This is a genomic window from Phyllobacterium sp. SB3 (assembly GCF_040009165.1).
Lineage (GTDB): Bacteria > Pseudomonadota > Alphaproteobacteria > Rhizobiales > Rhizobiaceae > Phyllobacterium.
On record NZ_JBDYKI010000001.1, the window covers coordinates 433,093 to 451,456 of the forward strand.

An 18,364-nucleotide genomic window follows, 5' to 3' on the forward strand; every position below is an offset into this window, starting at 1 on the left:
TGATCCATACGAAATTTAAGGACGAACCCCATGGCCGTCGCCGCGAAATCTTTTCCCGCTCCCAATCTTCATCCAGTCAAGCGGGCGCTTATTTCCGTTTCCGACAAGGCGGGCCTGACAGCTCTTGCCCATGCCCTGCATCGCCACGGCGTGGAAATCCTTTCGACAGGCGGGACGTCCAAGGCCATTGCAGCCGAGGGTATTCCGGTTCGCGATGTTTCCGAAATCACCGATTTTCCGGAAATCATGGATGGCCGCGTCAAAACCCTGCATCCCAAGGTACATGGCGGTCTGCTCGCCGTGCGCGATGATCCCGAGCATGTCGAGGCAATGAAGACCCATGGCATCGGCGAGATCGATCTCGTTGTCATCAATCTCTATCCTTTCGAGGAAGTGCGCCATTCGGGCGCTGACTATGCCAATATCGTCGAGAACATCGACATCGGCGGCCCGGCCATGATCCGCGCTGCCGCCAAGAACCATGCCTATGTGGGTGTCGTTACAGAAACTGGCGATTATGACATGGTTATCGCCATGCTCGACAAACACGAAGGCTCGCTGCCCTATTCGTTCCGCCAGAGCCTTGCGGCCAAGGCCTATGCCCGTACGGCGACCTATGATGCGGCTATTTCCGGCTGGTTTGCCGAAGCGCTGATGACAGAAACGCCATCGCGCCGCGCCATTGGCGGACATCTCCATTCAGTCATGCGTTACGGTGAAAACCCGCATCAGTCCGCTGGCTTTTACCTTACCGGCGAAAAGCGCCCCGGCGTTGCCACAGCTACCCAGCTTCAGGGCAAGCAGCTTTCCTACAACAACATTAATGATACCGATGCAGCTTTCGAACTGGTGGCCGAGTTCGATCCTGAACGCACATCAGCCGTGGCAATCATCAAGCACGCCAATCCATGCGGCGTTGCCGAAGGTGCGACCTTGAAGGAGGCTTATCTCAAGGCGCTTGCCTGCGATCCGGTTTCGGCGTTTGGCGGCATTGTTGCACTCAATAAGACGCTGGATGCGGAAGCTGCGGAAGAGATCGTAAAAACCTTCACCGAGGTCATCATTGCACCGGACGCGACACCGGAAGCGCAGTCCATCGTCGCGGCCAAGAAAAACCTGCGCCTGCTCGTGACTGGCGGCCTGCCTGACCCGCGTGCGGGTGGCATCAGCGCCAAGACAGTTGCTGGCGGCATCCTCGTTCAGTCACGCGATAGCGGCGTCGTCGATGATCTGGATTTGAAGGTTGTTACCAAGCGCGCACCGACCGAAACTGAGATGTCTGATCTCAAGCTTGCCTTCCGTATCGCCAAGCATGTGAAGTCCAACGCGATTGTCTATGTCAAGGATGGCGCAGCAGTTGGCATCGGTGCAGGTCAGATGAGCCGTGTTGACAGCGCGCGTATCGCCGCCCGCAAGGCGGAAGATGCAGCCGAGGCAGCAGGACAGGCAACGCCGCTTACCAAGGGTTCTGTCGTCGCTTCCGATGCGTTCTTCCCGTTCGCCGATGGCTTGCTTTCGGCCGTCGCAGCAGGTGCAACGGCAGTCATCCAGCCGGGCGGATCAATGCGCGATGATGAAGTGATTGCCGCTGCCAATGAGCATGGCATAGCCATGGTCTTCACCGGCATGCGCCATTTCAGGCACTGATTTTTGCGGCCGGGTATGGCGTCCTTGCGAGGATCGCCAGACCGGCAAGCAGGAAGATAAGGATCATGGCCATGCCAAGGCGTGGCGATCCACTTAATGCCGTGACTGTTGCCACCATGAAGGGCGCAAGGAAGCTCGTCGCCCTTCCGGACAGTGCATAAAGGCCGAAGTAGCGGCCTGCCTCATCGGGTGAAACACTGCGTGCCATATAGGAGCGTGAGGAAGCCTGCACGGGGCCGAACGCGATGCCTATAAGAAGGCCGAAGCCGATATAGGCTTTCTCTGCGGGTGTGCCGAATAGGCCGCCGCTGTCCGCACCCGGCAGTTGCAGTAATCCGAAAAGCGTATAGCCCGGCCCGGTCGATACAATCCCCAGCGTTGCAATGGTCAGCAGGATCAACGAGACGATAACGACCGCTTTGGAGCCGAGCACCGTGTCGAACTTGCTTGCTGCAAGACAGCCGAAAATAGCCACCACATTCAGGATAATTCCGAAGATGCCGATCTCGGCCGTCACCCAGCCGAACATCGTTGCGGCAAAGGCACCGCCAAGGGCAATCAGTGCATTGACACCATCCTGATAGATCATGCGCCCGAGAAGAAACCGCATGATACCCGGCCTTTGTCTTGCCTCCCCTATGGTGGATTTCAGTTCGGTCAGTCCTGCACGCACCGCCTTGTCAACCGGAAGACCTTTCACTGCGTCCGGTGTGAAAAAGAACATCGGCAGGATGAAGATGAGATACCACAGCGCCGATAAGGGTCCGGTCGCCCTATCGCCTTCGGAAAGGCTTGGATCAAGGCCGAAAATCGGATTGGCACCAAGCAGCGTTTTTCCTGTTTCCGGAGAAGCTGCCATGAAGGCTACGACAAAGATCAGCACGATCATGCCACCGAGATAACCAAGGCCCCACGCAATATTGGAGATGCGGCCGATATCTTTCTGCGCAACCAGTCGCGGCATCATGGAATCATTGAAGACGATGGAGAACTCAGCAGCAATGGAAGCGAGCGAGAAAAAGATTAGCGGTGCGATCAGGCCTGAACCCGGTTCGGCGAACCACAACATGCAAAGCGACAGGATTTTGATGACAGCAAAGAAGCCGATCCATGGCTTGCGCCGCCCGGTCTGGTCGGCAATCGAGCCCAGCACCGGCGATAATATGGCAATGAACAGGCCGGAGATGGCAATGCCGTAACCCCATGCTGCCTGCCCCATGGCAGGGTCAGTCGCCATGCGCGAAACGAAATAGGGTCCGAAAATGAATGTGGTGACGACCGTAAAAAACGGTTGCGCCGCCCAGTCGAAGAACATCCAACCCCAGATACCGCGTTTCGGTGCTTGTTGCATGCGTGCTCCAGTGGTCGGAAGTGAGTATTACAAGCGCCAACCCTCCCCTTGTGGGGAGGGACGGAGCGAAGCGACGGGGAGGGGAATTCTAAAAAAGATTAAGTACCCCTCCCTGCTGCTACGCAGCTACCCTCCCCACAAGGGGGAGGGTAAAGCTCACCGTCCAGCTTTCAGTTTTTCCAATCACGAAAGATCAGACAATAACCCGGCAGCAACAGCCAGCCGCGAAACCGTAAGATCACCAGTTTCGACGATGTTCGCCATGCGCTGCCGCACCTCATCCAGACGCGTACCCCGGCTTGTCAGCCATTCCTTCGCGGGGTCGGATTTCTTGCCATGCTGGGTCAGTGCCGCCACCGCAATACCGCGCCGCGCCTGACTGATCAGATCGGTAGCGCGGGCAAGCGCCAGCCCATCATAATAATCAGCAACCGAGACATTGCGCGCAGCATCCTCGATGCGCCCGATGCGGAACGCTTCGGAAATATCGAAGTAAGCCTTTGCAGCGGCAGTGATATCCACGTTGGCCGCCTGCGCCACCGCAGCGATATCCGGGATGATCGGAGCGATTTCCAATCTTGCCATCTGCTCAGCCAAGGTCTGCGGTGCACCAAGTGCCACATTATTCGCCGTGTCCTCGCGGATAAGAGTCATCATGGATGCAGGCAGGAGCTTGTCGAGACGCGGAAGCAGAGCATTGCGCCCGGCCTTGATCTCCTCGATTGCCCCGCCAAGATCAGAACTCTTGCGGTTGCGGAGTACCCAGGCGGTCGTCCAGTTCAACATCTGCGCCACTTTGGCGTAGAGCCCGTTCTGCACATCGCCGGGCATGGTATTATCCAGCCGGTCAATCGCATCGAACAAGGCGTCCACTTCAAAACCATCGCGAACGATGACATAAGCGCGGACGATCTCCGGTCCGGATTGGCCTGTCAGGTCAGAAAGCCGGCTAACAAATGTGGGGCCACCCCTATTAATAATGTCATTGGCAAGCTGGGTTGCAATGATTTCCCGGCGAAGACGGTGGCTGCGGAGTTCGTCGGCAAAACCCTCTTTCATCTGAACCGGGAAATACTCCAACAATTCGCGCTCGAAATAAGGATCGTCCGGCAGATCGCTGGCCAAAAGCTGGTCGGAGAGCACAATCTTGGCATAAGCGAGAAGCACGCCAAGCTCGGCCCGGGTCAGCGGAATGCCTTCAATCTGGCGCTCCTGCAATACCTTGTCATCCGGCAAAGTCTCGACCTTGCGGTTCAGCAGTTTCTGGGCTTCAAGGTCGCTGATGAAGCGCGCCTGATAGGCCAAATCGGCAACACCACGTCTTTGCGCAAGTGAAAGTGCAAGTGTTTGCAGGTAGTTGTTGCGCAGAACCAGCGCACCGACTTCCTCGGTCATGGATTCCAGCACCTTGTCGCGTTTGTCACGCTTCAGCTTGCCGCTGCGCATGGCCTGAGCCAGCGCAATCTTGATATTAACCTCGACGTCAGACGTGTTAACGCCAGCCGAGTTGTCGATGGCATCGGAGTTGCAGCGGCCACCGAGCAGGCCAAATTCGATGCGGCCTTTCTGCGTTACACCGAGATTTGCACCTTCGCCGATCACCTTCGCCCGGACATCGCTGCCGGTGATGCGGATCGCGTCATTGGAGCGGTCGCCCGCTTCCGCATCTGTTTCCAGCGAGGAGCGGATATAGGTGCCGATACCGCCGAACCAGAGAAGATCGACCGGTGCCTTGAGAATAGCCGTCATGATTTCAAACGGTGTTGCAGTTGTCTTGCTGAGGCCTATCGCCTTCGCCGCTTCCTTTGAAAGCGTGATGGACTTCTGCGAGCGGAAAAAAACACCGCCACCTGCGGAAATCTTCGACTTGTCGAAATCCTGCCAGCTGGAGCGCGGCAGGTCGAACAGGCGTTGGCGCTCCTTCAATGTGGCTTTCACATTGGGTTCAGGGTCAATAAAGATATCCCGGTGGTCGAAAGCGGCAATCAGCTTGGTCTGCGGAGAAAGCAGCATGCCATTACCGAACACGTCGCCCGACATGTCGCCGACACCCACAGCCGTGAATGGTGCCTTCTGGATATCAGTACCGATTTCACGGAAATGGCGCTTTACAGCCTCCCATGCACCGCGTGCAGTAATGCCCATTTTCTTGTGGTCATAGCCAACCGAGCCACCGGATGCAAAGGCATCGTCCAGCCAGAAATCATGCGCCTGGCTGATGGCATTGGCCGTATCAGAGAACGTTGCAGTACCCTTATCGGCAGCGACAACAAAATAGGGATCGTCGCCATCAAGCCGGAGGATATTCTCCGGCGGCACCACCGTCTCGCCGTGCAGATTGTCTGTCACGGAAAGCAGCGTCGAAATAAAGGTAATATAGGCAGCACGGCCCGCTTCGAAGATCGCATTGCGATCCGTACCTGTCGGCAGTCGCTTCGGATAGAAACCGCCCTTCGCGCCGACCGGCACGATAACGGCATTCTTGACCTGTTGAGCTTTGACGAGGCCAAGAACCTCGGTGCGATAATCCTGTGCACGATCGGACCAGCGCAGACCACCACGGGCAACCGGGCCAAAGCGCAGATGCACGCCTTCGACCTCCGGACCGTAAACGAAAATTTCGCGGTAAGGGCGCGGTGCAGGCAGTTCATCCAGCGCCCGCGGATCAAGCTTGAAGGCAAGCGTAACACGTTCGCTGCCATTTTCCTCCGGAGCGAAAGCATTGGTACGCAATGTCGATTCGATCAGGTTGAGGAAACGCCTGAGAATACGGTCATCGTCAAGGCTCGGCACACCCTGCAAGGCTTCCTCAATTTTGGCGCGTATTTTCTGCTGGGCGCTTTGCGATTTTGCAGCGCCTGCCTTGTTCTTTGCCGGATTGAGACGTTGGTCGAACAGATCGAAAACCTGCTTCGCTATTGCCGGATAGCGGTTCAGCGTCGCGGCAATGAAATCCTGCGAATAGGGAATACCCGCCTGCTGCAGATAACGGCCATAGGCACGCAGAATGATAATCTGCCGCGATGCGAGCTGACCTGTAAGTGCCAGTGCATTATAACCGTCATTGTCGGAGGCACCATTCCAGATACTGCGGAAAACCTCCTCGAACAAATCGCCATCATCGTCAAGGTCGATTGGCGTTCCAGAAGTGCTGGTCAGTTCCATGTCATGCACGAAAAGCGGACTGCCATCTGCCGCCGGCAGGGCAAATGTCTGCTCGCTGATAACGCGAAAACCCATGTTTTCAAGCAGGGGGACACGCTGTGAGAGCGCGACCGCCGAACCATAATGGTAAATCTTCAGCGAAGCAGCACCCGGCCCATCGGTATGATGGCGATAGAAATCGACAAAGAGCGGATTATTGCGTGTCAGACCGGCGATACGTCCGGCATCGACAAGCGCTTCATCCGGTGAAAAGTTTTCGCGGTAGCTATCGGGGAATGCGGCTGCCAGCGCCGTGAATTCCGCTGCACCCGTACGATCGCCAACCTCGGCAACAGCATCTTCCCAAGTACGGACGATAGAACGGACATTCTCTTCCAGAACCTCACGCTTGACCTTGGGGAAGTCGTTATCCGCATGGCCGATAATGAAGTGAACACGGGCGAGATTGCCTTCCGGGAACGCCGGATAATAGGCTGATACATGCCCATCATAAACCGAAGCAAAATAGCTTCCCATCTTCTCACGCACGACGGAATCATAACGCTCGCGCGGCACGTAGACGATGATCGAAGCGAAGCGTCCGAACGGGTCGATACGCGGCAGGACACGAACACGCGGCCGCTCACCCAGCGCCAGAATGATCTCGGCGTTGCGGGTCAATGATTTGACGTCGATCTGGAAAAGATCGTCGCGCGGATAGCCATCCAAAACCTTGATCAACTGCTTTCCGGAGTGATCCTCGCGATTGAATCCCAAGCGGCTGATAACGCTTTCCGTCTTCGAACGCAGGTAAGGGATTTTCAGTACGGGGCGGGTATAGGCCCCGGAAGTGAAGAGACCGACAAATCGCAATTCACCGCTGACCTTGCCCTCAGCATCATAGGTTTTGACGCCAATGTAATCCATGTAACCGCGACGATGCACCAGCGATTTGGTATTCGCCTTCGTTACGATCAAAGGCTCCGGGCCGGTGAGAAACGCGATGATCTGCGGCGTGGTGGTTACGCCCTGATTGCCACGCTTGAGAACGCGCACATCGGGATCGCGCAGTATGCCGAGACCAGTCTTGCCCGAACGTTCCAGCTCGCCCTGGGTTGCATCACCCTGATAGTCGTATTCGCGAACGCCGAGAAACGTGAAATTGTTGTCGCGGAGCCATTCAAGGAACTCGACCGCTTCGTCAGCAGCCGCTTTCTTCATCGGCGTTTTGCCGGTCTTGTAGGCCTCGATGGCATCCTCAAGCCGCGCCGCCATTGCTGCGCGGTCGTTGACCGCCTCGCGGACCTGCTTCAGCACAAGGTTTAGTGCGGCCAGCATGATCTCGCGGACAGGAGCATCCAGCGCAGGCACATGAATCTGCATCACGGAGACGCGCGCTATGCCCGTACCGGGCTTGTCAGGGCCTGCAGCGCCTATGACGGCACCGCTCTTCTTGTCGACATCCATCACCGGATGCAGAACCAGATAGACCGAGCTGACGCGTTCGCTGATCTCGCCGAGAACCGAATCGAGCAGGAACGGCATGTTGTCGTTGATGAGGGTAATGACTGTGATCGGCCTGCCATCGCGAGCAATGGTGCCTCCATCCGAAAGGTCGATCAGCGGCTTGCCCGATTTGAACCGGCTCAATGCATCTTCGGCCAGCTTGGCGGAGGCTGTCAGCGCACCCGCGTCATAAACTGCCAGATCCTCTTCCGGAGCACGGGCAAACAGCAATTCCTCGAAGAGCCGGATCTTGTTTTTCGTATTTGCAGTTTTTGTGGTTTTTGATGCCGGTTTGGCTTTCGTCGCGGAACTTTTGCCGGAAACCATAAAATACCCCCCTGAATCCTGAAATTTGGCCGATCATAGCCATTAAATAAGGCTTTTCGACCCCAAATTGCACGTGGACGTGAAAATAGCGTGACACGCAAGAATATTACAATTCAACAAGATGATCATCGAGTTCGTTGACGTCGCCAGGGCCGACGGGGAAATGTTCCTCCAGCAGCAAACCGGCCTTTTCAATTGCAAGTAGAAAACCTGATGCAAGTTCGCCTTTATTGGCGTGATCGGTCAGCAGGCTGACAATGCCATTCCACTCGTCCTGATGCACTTTGGCGTTGATTCCCGCATCGGCAATCACCTCGGCATACTGCTCTGCAAGCGAAACGAAAAGCAGGATACCGGTGCGCTCGGAAGTCAGGTGAACATTCCGCGCAAGGAATTGTTGGACGGCATTCTGATGGGCGCGGCGATATCTGATCCGCCTTGGCACAAGCAGCATTGTAATGCCAGGCACAAACCACAGGACGAGTACCGCAGTCAAAAATGCAGCGAGGATTGCAAGCCCGAAAGTGGGCAGCGAAATAACGAACCAGTACCAATGCGCGGCCAAGGCAACCATCACTGCAGCCAGCAATATTCCACATGCAACGGCAAATCCAGCAACGAAAAAATAGCTGTCACTGCGCCGCGCCACAACGGCATATATTTCACCGCTGGTGCGGCTTTCTGCAAGCCGGATCGCTTCGGCAATGCGCTTGTGATCGATGTCTGTGATTAAGGACATGACTACCAGCTCCCCGATGCGCCACCGCCGCCGGAAGAACCGCCGCCGCCCGAAAATCCACCGCCACCACCTCCGCCGGATGACCAACCACCGCCACCGGAAGACCAGCCTCCACCGCTGCTGCCGCCGCTGTTGCGGGATGGCCTGGTATCGATGTTCATCCCCAGCCAGCGATATTGGCCGGGGCCGATCTTGCGCCCGAAAACCGGGGCAAGCACGGCAAGACCAAAACCGCCAAAGAAAATGATGATCCAGATGCTGATGAAGATCACCATGAACCAGTCGATATCAGTGCCTGGCTCTTTGATATTGCGCTTGGCGCGAGCCTCAAGCTCTGCGGCATCGCCGGAAAGAACCTGAAGGATGTCACGGACCCCGTGGGATATTCCTTCGGAATAGTTGCCCGAGCGAAAACCCGGAATAATGCTGTTCTCTATGATGAGCTTCGACAACAGGTCGGTCAGCGTGCCTTCAAGGCCATAGCCCACTTCAATCCTGACCTTGCGGTCATTCGGCGCTACCACCAGCAGCACGCCGTTGTTTTCCTGTTTCTGCCCCAGTGCCCAGTGGCGATAGAGCCGGTTGGAGTATGTTTCAATATCCTCGCCATCAAGGCTGGGAACCGTAACGACAACAACCTGATCAGAGGATTTTGCCTCAAAGGCTTCCAATTCGCGCGTGATCGCTTCGCGTGTACCCGCTTCAATGACATTGGCGCCATCGACAACCCGGCCCGTAAGCGCTGGCAGTTCCGCTGCAAAAGCATGGACGGAGAAGACAGCAAGCAGGGCAAGAGCCAGCCAAAGGCGGCTGGCACCGGCAGCTATCGGACGCATGGCTTTCACATCAAATGCCTAGAATTTCACCTGAGGTGTCTGCTTGGCTGAGTCTTCGATATTGAATGTCTGATAAGGCTCATTGCTGGTGAACCAGATCCACGCCCAGATCATTGTCGGCATGGTCTTCAACGCTGTATTATAGACCCGTACAGCCTCGATATAATCCCGGCGTGATACGGCAATACGGTTTTCCGTGCCTTCAAGCTGCGACTGCAGGGCGAGGAAATTCTGGTTGGACTTCAGGTCCGGATAGTTTTCGACCACAGCCAGCAACCGCGACAGGGCACCAGTCAACTGAGCCTGATTCTCCTGAAATACCTTCATTGCATTGGGATCGGTCAACGTCTCAGGTGAAACCTGCACCGAGGTCGCCTTGGCGCGTGCTTCGACCACCGAGGTCAGCACGTCTTTTTCCTGTGCTGCATAGCCTTTGACCGTTTCCACGAGATTGGGGATAAGGTCGGCGCGGCGCTGATACTGGTTCAAAACCTCGCTCCAGGCAGCCTTCGCACGTTCTTCATTGGTCGGGATGGTGTTGAAACCGCAGGCTGATAACAGCGGGACAAGCAATGTCAGGGCAAGAACAGAAAGAACGCGGCTTGAAGGCCGGCGGCGCCCGATTGAAAAATTGGTAGTCTGCATAATCCGCTCTCCAGTTTTCATGTCATCCCCATCCGGCAGGAACCGAATAACGGAGACCCTAGCTATTTTTTGTTCCAAAAGGAACTGGCAAAGCGCTATGCTGAATCCGAAGCAACGGGGCCATCATGACAGGCAGCAGCAAAGACAACAGGCAGGACAAGGAAGCGCAGCGCATACTGCAACGCGTGGGCGACGAAAATGTTTCGAGTGGCCTTTCCTTCACTGATCGCACCAAGCGGCATTTTTCCGCAAAGGATACCGATGCCTCCGATCCTATCGAGATTCTCGGCACACGCATTGGCCGGGGCTTGGGATTGCTTGTGTTAATCGCCATGTTTATCTGGTTCGTGATCTCTTTCTTCGGCTTGAGTTGACCCTCCACTCCCCACTCGCCTGCCTTCACCCACTCTCATGAGTATCCCCGATGAATAAACCTGCTATATCTTCCAATGCCGTTATCGTCATATCCAGCCATGTGGTGCGCGGTTCGGTAGGTAACCGCGCTGCTGTTTTTGCCCTGGAAACGCTGGGGCACCCCGTATGGGCAGTGCCGACTGTCATCCTGCCATGGCATCCCGGACACGGTCCCGCCAAGCGTATCGTTCCGCCGGTCGAGCAGTTCGACGATCTGATTGCAGACCTTGAACGTGCGCCGTGGCTTGGTGAAATCAGCGGCATCATGAGTGGCTATCTCGGCAATGCAGCGCAGGCGTCAGCGGTTGCCCGCCTTGTGAAAACCATCAAGGCGAAGAACAAAAATGTGCTCTATCTCTGCGATCCTGTCATCGGAGATGAAAAGGGGCTTTATGTTCCGGAAGCAACGGCCACCGCAATAAGAGACGACTTGATGCCGCTTGCGGATATTTCAACACCAAATCGTTTCGAGCTGGCATGGCTGGCCGGAGCCGATCTGCCGGATAACAAGGCGATCATGCAGGCGGCGCTTCATGCTGGTCCCGCAACAATGCTCGTCACTTCCGCTCATCCCATGCTGGCCGGCGGCACGGGCAACCTGCTTGTCAATCACGCGCTCGCTTTGCTTGCTGAACACCGCCTTGTTACCGGCCCTACCAATGGCCTCGGGGATCTGACTTCCGCCTTGTTCCTTGCACGCATGCTTTCCGGCCTCGAACTGGAACAGGTTCTGCAACGAACCACCGCTTCCGTCTTTGAGATCATGGCACGTTCTGCCAAGCGCGGAGCGGATGAGCTTATGCTCGAAGCCGATGCATCAAGTCTTTCTACACCCATGGCAATGGTGCAGATGCGGCATTTGACCCATCCAACCAAAGGTATCAGGGCCTGATAGATAATGGCGGTCGTTCTGAAGACGCTCACGGCAGAGGATGCTGGTGATGTGGAGGCAATTGACGGGTCGTTTCATATAGAATCCCGCCTGTTGCTTTCATCGGCGAAAGGCAGTGTGCATTTTACGATTGTTCCTGCAGAGCCACGCATAAAACGCTATGAGCACGACGATCCGGATGATCTCGCCAGCTACATTGCAACAGATTCAAAGCGTGCCGTGATCGCCTATAACAGTGGAAATCCCGCCGGACTGCTGCTCGTCAGCGAAAACTGGAATGGCTATGCCCTCATCGACAATATCAAGGTGGATATTGACCACCGCAAAGCGGGCATCGGACGGATGCTGGTCGACGCTGCGGTAGAGTGGGCAAAATCACGCAATCTTCCGGGGCTTATGCTGGAAACGCAGGACAACAATGTGAATGCCTGTCTTTTCTACCAACGTTACGGCTTTGTCCTGCGTGGTTTCGACACAGGCATTTATTCCGCAATGCCTGCCACCCGCGATGAAACTGCATTATTCTGGTATCTGACTTTCTGACAGGGTAAGCCCTGCTGGCAAGCCAATTGAATTTCCGAGTAATCAGGACTAGAGCAACTTTATGACACTGCTTCCCGAGAGACTCCTCACCGGTTATCGCAACTTCATGGCACACCGTTTCTCCAACGAGACGCTGCGCTACAAGGAATTGGCGGAACAGGGCCAGACGCCCGAAACGCTGGTTATTGCCTGCTGCGATTCCCGATCTGCTCCTGAAATCATCTTCGACACGGCGCCTGGCGAAATCTTCGTCGTTCGCAATGTGGCAAATCTTGTACCGCCCTATTCGCCCGACGGCGAATATCATTCTACTTCGGCAGCCCTTGAATTTGCCGTGCAGAGCCTGAAGGTCAAGCACATCGTTGTCATGGGCCACGGCCGTTGCGGTGGCATCAAGGCAGCACTGAGCCCGGACAGCCAACCCCTGTCGCCGGGCGATTTCATCGGCAAATGGATGAGCCTTGTCGCTCCAGCTGCCGAAGCGGTTGCTGCCAATGAGTTGATGACGCCATTTGAACGACAGACCGCGCTTGAGCGCATCTCCATCCGTTACTCCCTGAAAAACCTGCGCAGTTTTCCCTGCGTCGATATTCTCGAAAAGAAGGGGCGCTTGTCACTTCATGGCGCCTGGTTTGATATTTCAACGGGTGAGCTATGGATCATGAATCCTGAAACGGGCGATTTCCTGCGGCCAGACCCGGAAGAGCACGGGGCGGTCGAGAAATCCGCCTGAGCTGCTCAGCATGAACTTATAAAAAAGCGGCCCCTGCAGGCCGCTTTTTCTTTAGTCAATAACTAGGAATTACTTCACGCGAATGATGAAAGCTGCGCGTGGGTACCACCAGCCATCATGGCCGCGGCGATAGCCACTGCGCTTTTCGCGATAGCCGCGATGACCGTTCCAGCGGCGCTCCCGCTCGCGTCTGTTTTCAAAATGCGAACGGCGGTCATGTCGTTCGTACCGATCACGGCGGTCATGCCGCTTCTCTACACGATGCTTGCGTTTCTCGCGGTACTGCGCCTTTTCGACATTTGTCGATACCTGAACCTGCATCGGCGCAATTGGTGCTGCGTAAGACGATACAACTGAAGTGAACCCGATAAGGACGGCCACAATACCGGCACCTATCGCTGAGATTACTCGTTTCATGAACTGCTCCTTTAAAGTCTGCAACCATGGGTGCGCCTTTAACGATGAACAGAGTGTGAACGGACCGGGTTATTTCAGAAAGAGCTTAGCGTTTCTTTTTACGCTTCTGGGTTCCGGACTTCGTTTCGAAAAGATCCGTACCGCCTTCGGTCTCATCGGCCTGGATCGTTGCAGCTTCAATCTTTTCTGACTGTATCCTGATTGGTGCCTTGTCTGCCGGAGCCGGAGTTTTGGTGTCGCTTGTCTTCTGCGCGAATTTTATCGCCATTTTGCCTGGCTCCTTGCCGGTACGTAAGGACGCAACGCACGCCCGTGACTTGCCTATCACGCAACAGCCGGCTGATCGCGCTAATTCGCAACCTTTCAGTACCTTTATTTGATACTTATGCTGCGACTGCTCAGAAATGCGTCTCGCTGGCTATATTTTCACCGCTTTGCATAGCAGCTATGCATTTATAGCGATTGCTGCGCTGCAAAAAGAGGCCTATGTAGAAGTCAGTCGTCGCGGTACTCCTCCCATTTTGCCGCGATGGCTGTTCCCCTCTGGAGGTTTTTTAACCTTCACAATTCAGGCCGGGCTTTTTAGTCCGGCTCTTTTTTTGCCTGTAATTCAAAATTGCGCCCATCAATCTGTACAATAATCATTCACCTTGTTTCAGAAAGCTTTTTTCATTCCCAAAGGGTATGCTTGCCTGTGAATGCTGGAAGGTGAAAATGAGTTTTTACAACCTCTGGTCGACAAGATTTGCGAATCTATCGCCCGTGATGCAGGTTCTGGTTATGGTATGCATTGGCGCTGTTCTGGCAGATGCCATGGCCGCCGCCTTCTTCTTGCTTGGCGGCTATAACAGGCTTGATCGAACCATTTATCTGACAACCATTATTGTAATGACCGTGGGAGGCCCTCTTTGTGCATTCCTTGTAAGCTGGAACTATCGGCTGAAGCAGATGACCGGCGAGTTGGACACTGCATTTCGCAAAGATGGAATGACTGGGCTCTTTACCCGCCACGAATTTTATCTCCGCGTTGACCACTTCATCAAGGCCAGCAATCCGGTGCTGAGCGCAGGTGCCGTGCTTTATGTGGATGTTGATCACTTCAAACGGGTCAATGATCGTTACGGACATGCGGTAGGTGACGACATCGTGCAGGATATCGGACTATTGATCCGTGGCATGATGGGGCGGCGCGATGTAGGTTCGCGCTTTGGCGGGGAAGAGTTTGCTGTTTTTCTGGCGGATGCGGATTATGGTCAGGCCATGTGGGTAGCCAACAGGATACTCACAAACTGCCGCGCTGTTACGCGCCGCGCCGGCGATCAGGACGTATCTGTCACGGTAAGTATCGGCGTGGCTTTTCACGCTCCCGGACAGACGCTGGAGCAACTCGTGGATAGCGCCGATCAATGTCTTTATCAGGCTAAAAATCAGGGACGCGACCGCATAGTTTTTGGACCGGCGGGTTGACCCGGTACAACCGTGACTTGAATTAAGGACTGACTCTTCGCATCTTGTCACAATAAACCCCTCCCTGAATCTCGCCGAGGTATGATCCATGAGCCAATTGTTCCAGCCATTGCGTTTGGGTACGCTAGACCTTCCAAACCGCATCATCATTGCCCCGATGTGCCAATATTCAGCGGAGAATGGCAGCGCGACTGACTGGCATATGATGCATCTGGGAAATCTGGCGCTGTCCGGGGCTGGGTTGCTCATTACCGAGGCAACTGCGGTGACGCCGGAAGGACGCATATCCTATAAGGATCTGGGACTTTACAACGACGAGAATGAAGAGGCGCTTGCCCGCGTGATGAAGGCGATCCGCGATCATTCGCCAATGCCGGTTGCAATACAGCTGGCTCATGCCGGACGCAAAGCGTCGACTGACCTACCCTGGAAGGGCGGCAGGCAAATCGCACCCGGACATGCAGACGGCTGGAAAACCGAGGCACCGTCTACAATTCCTTATCTCGACGAATATGACTCGCCAACGGCACTCGATAAAGCCGGACTGGCTCGTATTCGTGATGCCTTCGCGGAAGCAGCGAAACGTTCAGCCCGTCTGGGAATAGACGGCATTGAGGTACATGGCGCGCACGGTTATCTCTTGCACGAATTTCTTTCGCCGCTGTCAAACAAGCGCGAGGACGAGTATGGCGGAAGCCTTGAAAACCGCATGCGCTTTCCCCTCGAAGTGTTTGAGGCGGTGCGCGGTGCTTTCCCGGCTGACAAGCCGGTATGGATACGTGTGTCAGCCACAGATTGGGTCGAGGGCGGCGGCTGGGATGTCGATATGACGATTGCCTTTGCCAAGGCGCTGGAGAAGCTCGGTTGCGCAGCAATCCATGTCTCCAGTGGCGGTCTTTCACCCTTGCAGCAGATGAAGCTGAGCCCCGGCTATCAGGTTAATCTCGCCCGCAAGATCAAGGCGGAAACCGGCATGACAACCATTGCCGTAGGCCTGATCAACGAGCCCGAACATGCCGAAGCAATTGTCGCCAATGGCGATGCGGACGCCATCGGGCTTGCCCGCGCAATTCTCTACAATCCACGCTGGCCGTGGCATGCAGCAGCCGAACTCGGTGCCAGGACATTCGCGTCGCCGCAATATCTGCGGTGCCAGCCTCGTGCTTATCCGAAACTTTTCGCCCATACCGACTGAATGCCGGAAGGTTCTTGTCCGGGATCAGCTGTGATGGCTGTTCCCGGCTCTCGTGTAATGCTGGTGCTTATCCTCATACATCAGAAGGTCGGCGCGTTTTGCGACCGCTTCCAGTTTTTCACCGACAGCACTCGTCGCCCAGCCAATCGAAACATTCAGGACAATGTTCGAGTAGTACTGGTTGTTGATCTCGATCAGGCTGCGAATTTCATCGACCATGCTGGCAACACCAAGCTCATCAATTGATGGCAAAAGCACTGCAAATTCATCACCGCCGATGCGCGCGGCGTAGGATGGCGGCTTGACCGCCTCGCCAAGCACTTCGCCCATGCGCCGCAAAAGTCCATCGCCGACACCATGCCCCCACTGGTCGTTGATGGCTTTCAGGCCATTCAGGTCCAATATGATGATCGACACTGGGAAGAACTCGCGACGCTCAAGCCGGTTCAGTTCATCGACATAGAAGGCGCGGTTGTGCAGTTTCGTCAGCACATCGTGCTTGCCGAGATATTCCAGATAGGCCTCAGCTTTCTTGCGCGCAGTAATATCCGTCAATGAAATCTGGATCAGCGACCAGTCCTGCTCATGTCCCGGCAGCACCGAAAATTGCAGGAGAACATGGCGTTCCGTGCCATCCAGCGCGTAATTCACTGTCTCACGCGTGTGAAACAGATTTCCGTTCCAAAGCTCGATCAGTTGCTCACGGAAATGCGTATTCATGACATCGCGAAAAACGTCCGGCAGACGGCGCAACAGTGTCATCTTGTCCGGCGCGAGAAAAAGCTTCAGCGTTTCCCGGTTAACGTCAATGACGCGAATTTCGCTGGCACATTGCCCGACGAACTCCGGGTGAACATCCGTGAACACGCGAAAATCGGTTATGCCCCGCTCGCGCACCTCGTCCAGCAGCTTCTTGATCCGGCTGAAGTCCTCGACCCATAGAGATACGGGAGAATGCTCGAACAGTCCCTCCGCATATTGCTTGCTTTCGATCTGCTGGCGTCGCGCATCTTCACGCTCTGTCACATCCTCGATGGAGAGCAATACGCGCTCCCACGTATTTTCATAACCGGGCAGGACTGCACCACGCAGCTGAATGTCGAGACGGCCGCCGGATAATGTATAGTTCACCGTATCACTGGAGAACTCGGTCTCACCATTCCACAGCGCGGCAAGCTCCTGAACGTGGGATAGAAGCATATCATCGCGGAAGATCGTGCCAAGATTGGCTGTCAGGCTCTCGAAGCTTTCCGCCTGAAAAAGCGAAAGTGTCTTCTTGTTGACCTTGAGGACTCGGATCAGGCGCGAGCATTCGCGGATGCGGGTAACATCTTCGAGCAGATAGGCTTTGATGTCCTTGATACCCGCCTTACGCCATGTTTCGAAAAGCGCCCGCACATCGCTGAAATCTTCCAGCCACAATGAAATAGGCGCGAGATCGAACGTGTCGCTCTCGGTCCGGTGGTCAATTCGGTCGTTCATCGAAGCTTTGAACTCTTGGCTTGGAGGAGCGTTAGGCTTGTGGACCCGGCGCATTGCACCGGACCCGTGACGCCGGACGAAGTATTACTGGCCGTCGATCTGCGCACCCATGATGGCGATCGCCTGCTGATATACGCTTGCGGCATTCCAGCCCTGAATAGCCGCATAGTTGGGCTGTCCCGCCTGATATCCGGCGCCAGGCTGCCAGCCATGACCACGCAGGAAGTTTGCCGTTGATGCCAGCGCATCGGCCTTGGAGCGTACCATGTCGATGCGGCCATTGCCGTCACCATCGGCACCATATTTCAGCACGTTCAGCGGCAGGAATTGTGTCTGGCCGATTTCACCATGCATCGCACCCTTTGCATCGGGCGAAAGAGTACCATTGTCGACCAGCTGAAGTGCCGCATTCAAATGCGGGCGAAAATAAGCGGGACGGCGGCAATCATAGGCAAGCGTCGCAACTGCGGAAAGCGTGTTCTGGCTGCCGAGATACGAGCCGAAACCGGTCTCCATGCCCCAGATCGCCAAAAGCGGTCCGGCAGGCACGCCATAACGCTGCTCGATACGGTCAAACAGAGCTGCATTCTGCGCTTTCTGCTTCTTGCCGCGGGAAACAATTGTCTGTGCGCCGCGAACCTGCATGAACTTGTCGAGCGAATATTTGAAGCTCTTCATATTGCGGTCGGCATTGATGGTCTTGCTGGCATAGGTCACGCCGTCCAGCGCCTTGAGACCCCGGCTGCCAATGCCCTGCGCCCGGGCTTCCTGTTTGTACTGTTGAATCCATTCGGGGAATCCGGCAGAATTGTTGCCACATTGACCGGCTGCATGCGCAGTACCGGCCAAGCCGAGAAGAGCGGTCGCGACGCCCGCAAAAAATCTGCCTTTGGCAACAAATGCCATGGATATCTCCTTAAAAGTTGAATCGTCTTGTGCCTATCTGCCACTTTTCGCGTGTCCTGTCATCTGGCTGAATCGAGCTATGATGCCGGAAACAGTGCTTATTTACGCTGTTTTGAGCCA

At 55.5% G+C, this 18,364-nt stretch carries 17 protein-coding genes; 8 read left to right on the forward strand and 9 right to left on the reverse strand.

What is annotated here, in order from left to right; genetic code table 11:
• Window positions 1-30: 30 nt before the first annotated feature.
• Window positions 31-1,647, forward strand: coding sequence for a bifunctional phosphoribosylaminoimidazolecarboxamide formyltransferase/IMP cyclohydrolase (gene purH / locus ABKW30_RS02185; RefSeq protein ID WP_348596384.1), 1,617 nt, complete (start codon window positions 31-33; stop codon window positions 1,645-1,647).
• Here the strand turns inward: purH and ABKW30_RS02190 are convergent.
• The 5 genes from ABKW30_RS02190 to ABKW30_RS02210 form a co-directional block, all read right to left on the reverse strand.
• Window positions 1,637-2,998, reverse strand: coding sequence for an MFS transporter (locus tag ABKW30_RS02190; protein WP_348596385.1), 1,362 nt, complete (start codon window positions 2,996-2,998; stop codon window positions 1,637-1,639). The genes purH and ABKW30_RS02190 overlap by 11 nt on opposite strands.
• A 183-nt stretch (window positions 2,999-3,181) precedes the next feature.
• Complete coding sequence (locus ABKW30_RS02195) at window positions 3,182-7,975, reverse strand: NAD-glutamate dehydrogenase (protein WP_348596386.1); 4,794 nt, start codon at window positions 7,973-7,975, stop codon at window positions 3,182-3,184.
• Window positions 7,976-8,081: 106 nt separating this feature from the next.
• The gene (locus tag ABKW30_RS02200) at window positions 8,082-8,723 is read right to left on the reverse strand and encodes a TPM domain-containing protein (protein ID WP_348597570.1); all 642 of its coding nucleotides are present in this window, start codon (window positions 8,721-8,723) and stop codon (window positions 8,082-8,084) included.
• Window positions 8,717-9,550, reverse strand: coding sequence for a YgcG family protein (locus tag ABKW30_RS02205; protein WP_348597571.1), 834 nt, complete (start codon window positions 9,548-9,550; stop codon window positions 8,717-8,719). The genes ABKW30_RS02200 and ABKW30_RS02205 overlap by 7 nt, the downstream gene beginning before the upstream one ends.
• A gap of 18 nt (window positions 9,551-9,568) precedes the next feature.
• The gene (locus ABKW30_RS02210) at window positions 9,569-10,195 is read right to left on the reverse strand and encodes a LemA family protein (protein WP_348596387.1); all 627 of its coding nucleotides are present in this window, start codon (window positions 10,193-10,195) and stop codon (window positions 9,569-9,571) included.
• Window positions 10,196-10,320: 125 nt separating this feature from the next.
• Between ABKW30_RS02210 and ABKW30_RS02215 the strand changes: the two genes are divergently transcribed.
• The 4 genes from ABKW30_RS02215 (at window position 10,321) to ABKW30_RS02230 (ending at window position 12,777) form a co-directional block, all read left to right on the forward strand.
• Window positions 10,321-10,569: a hypothetical protein gene (locus ABKW30_RS02215; RefSeq protein WP_348596388.1), complete on the forward strand. Its 249-nt coding sequence runs from the start codon at window positions 10,321-10,323 to the stop codon at window positions 10,567-10,569.
• Window positions 10,570-10,619: 50 nt separating this feature from the next.
• A complete protein-coding gene (gene pdxY, locus ABKW30_RS02220) occupies window positions 10,620-11,501 on the forward strand; it encodes a pyridoxal kinase PdxY (RefSeq protein WP_348596389.1) in 882 nt (293 codons plus the stop codon).
• 6 nt (window positions 11,502-11,507) lie between these two features.
• Complete coding sequence (locus tag ABKW30_RS02225) at window positions 11,508-12,044, forward strand: GNAT family N-acetyltransferase (protein ID WP_348596390.1); 537 nt, start codon at window positions 11,508-11,510, stop codon at window positions 12,042-12,044.
• Between the two features lie 61 nt (window positions 12,045-12,105).
• Window positions 12,106-12,777, forward strand: a complete 672-nt coding sequence (locus tag ABKW30_RS02230; RefSeq protein WP_348596391.1) for a carbonic anhydrase — start codon at window positions 12,106-12,108, stop codon at window positions 12,775-12,777.
• A gap of 69 nt (window positions 12,778-12,846) precedes the next feature.
• Here the strand turns inward: ABKW30_RS02230 and ABKW30_RS02235 are convergent, their stop codons facing one another.
• Entirely contained in the window at window positions 12,847-13,194 is a 348-nt protein-coding gene (locus tag ABKW30_RS02235; protein ID WP_348596392.1) for a hypothetical protein, read from the reverse strand.
• An 85-nt stretch (window positions 13,195-13,279) separates the two neighbouring features.
• The gene (locus ABKW30_RS02240) at window positions 13,280-13,462 is read right to left on the reverse strand and encodes a hypothetical protein (protein ID WP_348596393.1); all 183 of its coding nucleotides are present in this window, start codon (window positions 13,460-13,462) and stop codon (window positions 13,280-13,282) included.
• A 136-nt stretch (window positions 13,463-13,598) separates the two neighbouring features.
• Here ABKW30_RS02240 and ABKW30_RS02245 point away from each other — a divergent pair, with 136 nt between their 5' ends.
• From ABKW30_RS02245 to ABKW30_RS02255, 3 genes are all read left to right on the forward strand, one after another.
• Window positions 13,599-13,835, forward strand: a complete 237-nt coding sequence (locus ABKW30_RS02245; RefSeq protein WP_348596394.1) for a hypothetical protein — start codon at window positions 13,599-13,601, stop codon at window positions 13,833-13,835.
• 73 nt (window positions 13,836-13,908) lie between these two features.
• Window positions 13,909-14,661, forward strand: coding sequence for a GGDEF domain-containing protein (locus ABKW30_RS02250; protein ID WP_348596395.1), 753 nt, complete (start codon window positions 13,909-13,911; stop codon window positions 14,659-14,661).
• Window positions 14,662-14,749: 88 nt separating this feature from the next.
• Window positions 14,750-15,856: an NADH:flavin oxidoreductase/NADH oxidase gene (locus tag ABKW30_RS02255; protein WP_348596396.1), complete on the forward strand. Its 1,107-nt coding sequence runs from the start codon at window positions 14,750-14,752 to the stop codon at window positions 15,854-15,856.
• A 24-nt stretch (window positions 15,857-15,880) separates the two neighbouring features.
• Here the strand turns inward: ABKW30_RS02255 and ABKW30_RS02260 are convergent, their stop codons facing one another.
• Window positions 15,881-17,338, reverse strand: coding sequence for a diguanylate cyclase (locus tag ABKW30_RS02260; protein ID WP_348596397.1), 1,458 nt, complete (start codon window positions 17,336-17,338; stop codon window positions 15,881-15,883).
• A gap of 84 nt (window positions 17,339-17,422) precedes the next feature.
• Complete coding sequence (locus ABKW30_RS02265) at window positions 17,423-18,244, reverse strand: lytic murein transglycosylase (RefSeq protein WP_348596398.1); 822 nt, start codon at window positions 18,242-18,244, stop codon at window positions 17,423-17,425.
• Window positions 18,245-18,364 lie beyond the last annotated feature (120 nt).

Bases quoted from the DNA above. Each gene is read 5' to 3' on its own strand.
- ABKW30_RS02210 (WP_348596387.1), bottom strand. From the start codon at position 10,195: ATGCAGACTACCAATTTTTCAATCGGGCGCCGCCGGCCTTCAAGCCGC.
- ABKW30_RS02250 (WP_348596395.1), top strand. From the start codon at position 13,909: ATGAGTTTTTACAACCTCTGGTCGACAAGATTTGCGAATCTATCGCCC.
- ABKW30_RS02240 (WP_348596393.1), bottom strand. From the start codon at position 13,462: ATGGCGATAAAATTCGCGCAGAAGACAAGCGACACCAAAACTCCGGCT.
- ABKW30_RS02205 (WP_348597571.1), bottom strand. From the start codon at position 9,550: ATGCGTCCGATAGCTGCCGGTGCCAGCCGCCTTTGGCTGGCTCTTGCC.
- ABKW30_RS02195 (WP_348596386.1), bottom strand. From the start codon at position 7,975: ATGGTTTCCGGCAAAAGTTCCGCGACGAAAGCCAAACCGGCATCAAAA.
- ABKW30_RS02255 (WP_348596396.1), top strand. From the start codon at position 14,750: ATGAGCCAATTGTTCCAGCCATTGCGTTTGGGTACGCTAGACCTTCCA.
- ABKW30_RS02190 (WP_348596385.1), bottom strand. From the start codon at position 2,998: ATGCAACAAGCACCGAAACGCGGTATCTGGGGTTGGATGTTCTTCGAC.
- ABKW30_RS02235 (WP_348596392.1), bottom strand. From the start codon at position 13,194: ATGAAACGAGTAATCTCAGCGATAGGTGCCGGTATTGTGGCCGTCCTT.
- ABKW30_RS02230 (WP_348596391.1), top strand. From the start codon at position 12,106: ATGACACTGCTTCCCGAGAGACTCCTCACCGGTTATCGCAACTTCATG.
- ABKW30_RS02225 (WP_348596390.1), top strand. From the start codon at position 11,508: ATGGCGGTCGTTCTGAAGACGCTCACGGCAGAGGATGCTGGTGATGTG.
- pdxY (WP_348596389.1), top strand. From the start codon at position 10,620: ATGAATAAACCTGCTATATCTTCCAATGCCGTTATCGTCATATCCAGC.
- ABKW30_RS02215 (WP_348596388.1), top strand. From the start codon at position 10,321: ATGACAGGCAGCAGCAAAGACAACAGGCAGGACAAGGAAGCGCAGCGC.
- ABKW30_RS02265 (WP_348596398.1), bottom strand. From the start codon at position 18,244: ATGGCATTTGTTGCCAAAGGCAGATTTTTTGCGGGCGTCGCGACCGCT.
- ABKW30_RS02245 (WP_348596394.1), top strand. From the start codon at position 13,599: ATGCGTCTCGCTGGCTATATTTTCACCGCTTTGCATAGCAGCTATGCA.
- ABKW30_RS02260 (WP_348596397.1), bottom strand. From the start codon at position 17,338: ATGAACGACCGAATTGACCACCGGACCGAGAGCGACACGTTCGATCTC.
- purH (WP_348596384.1), top strand. From the start codon at position 31: ATGGCCGTCGCCGCGAAATCTTTTCCCGCTCCCAATCTTCATCCAGTC.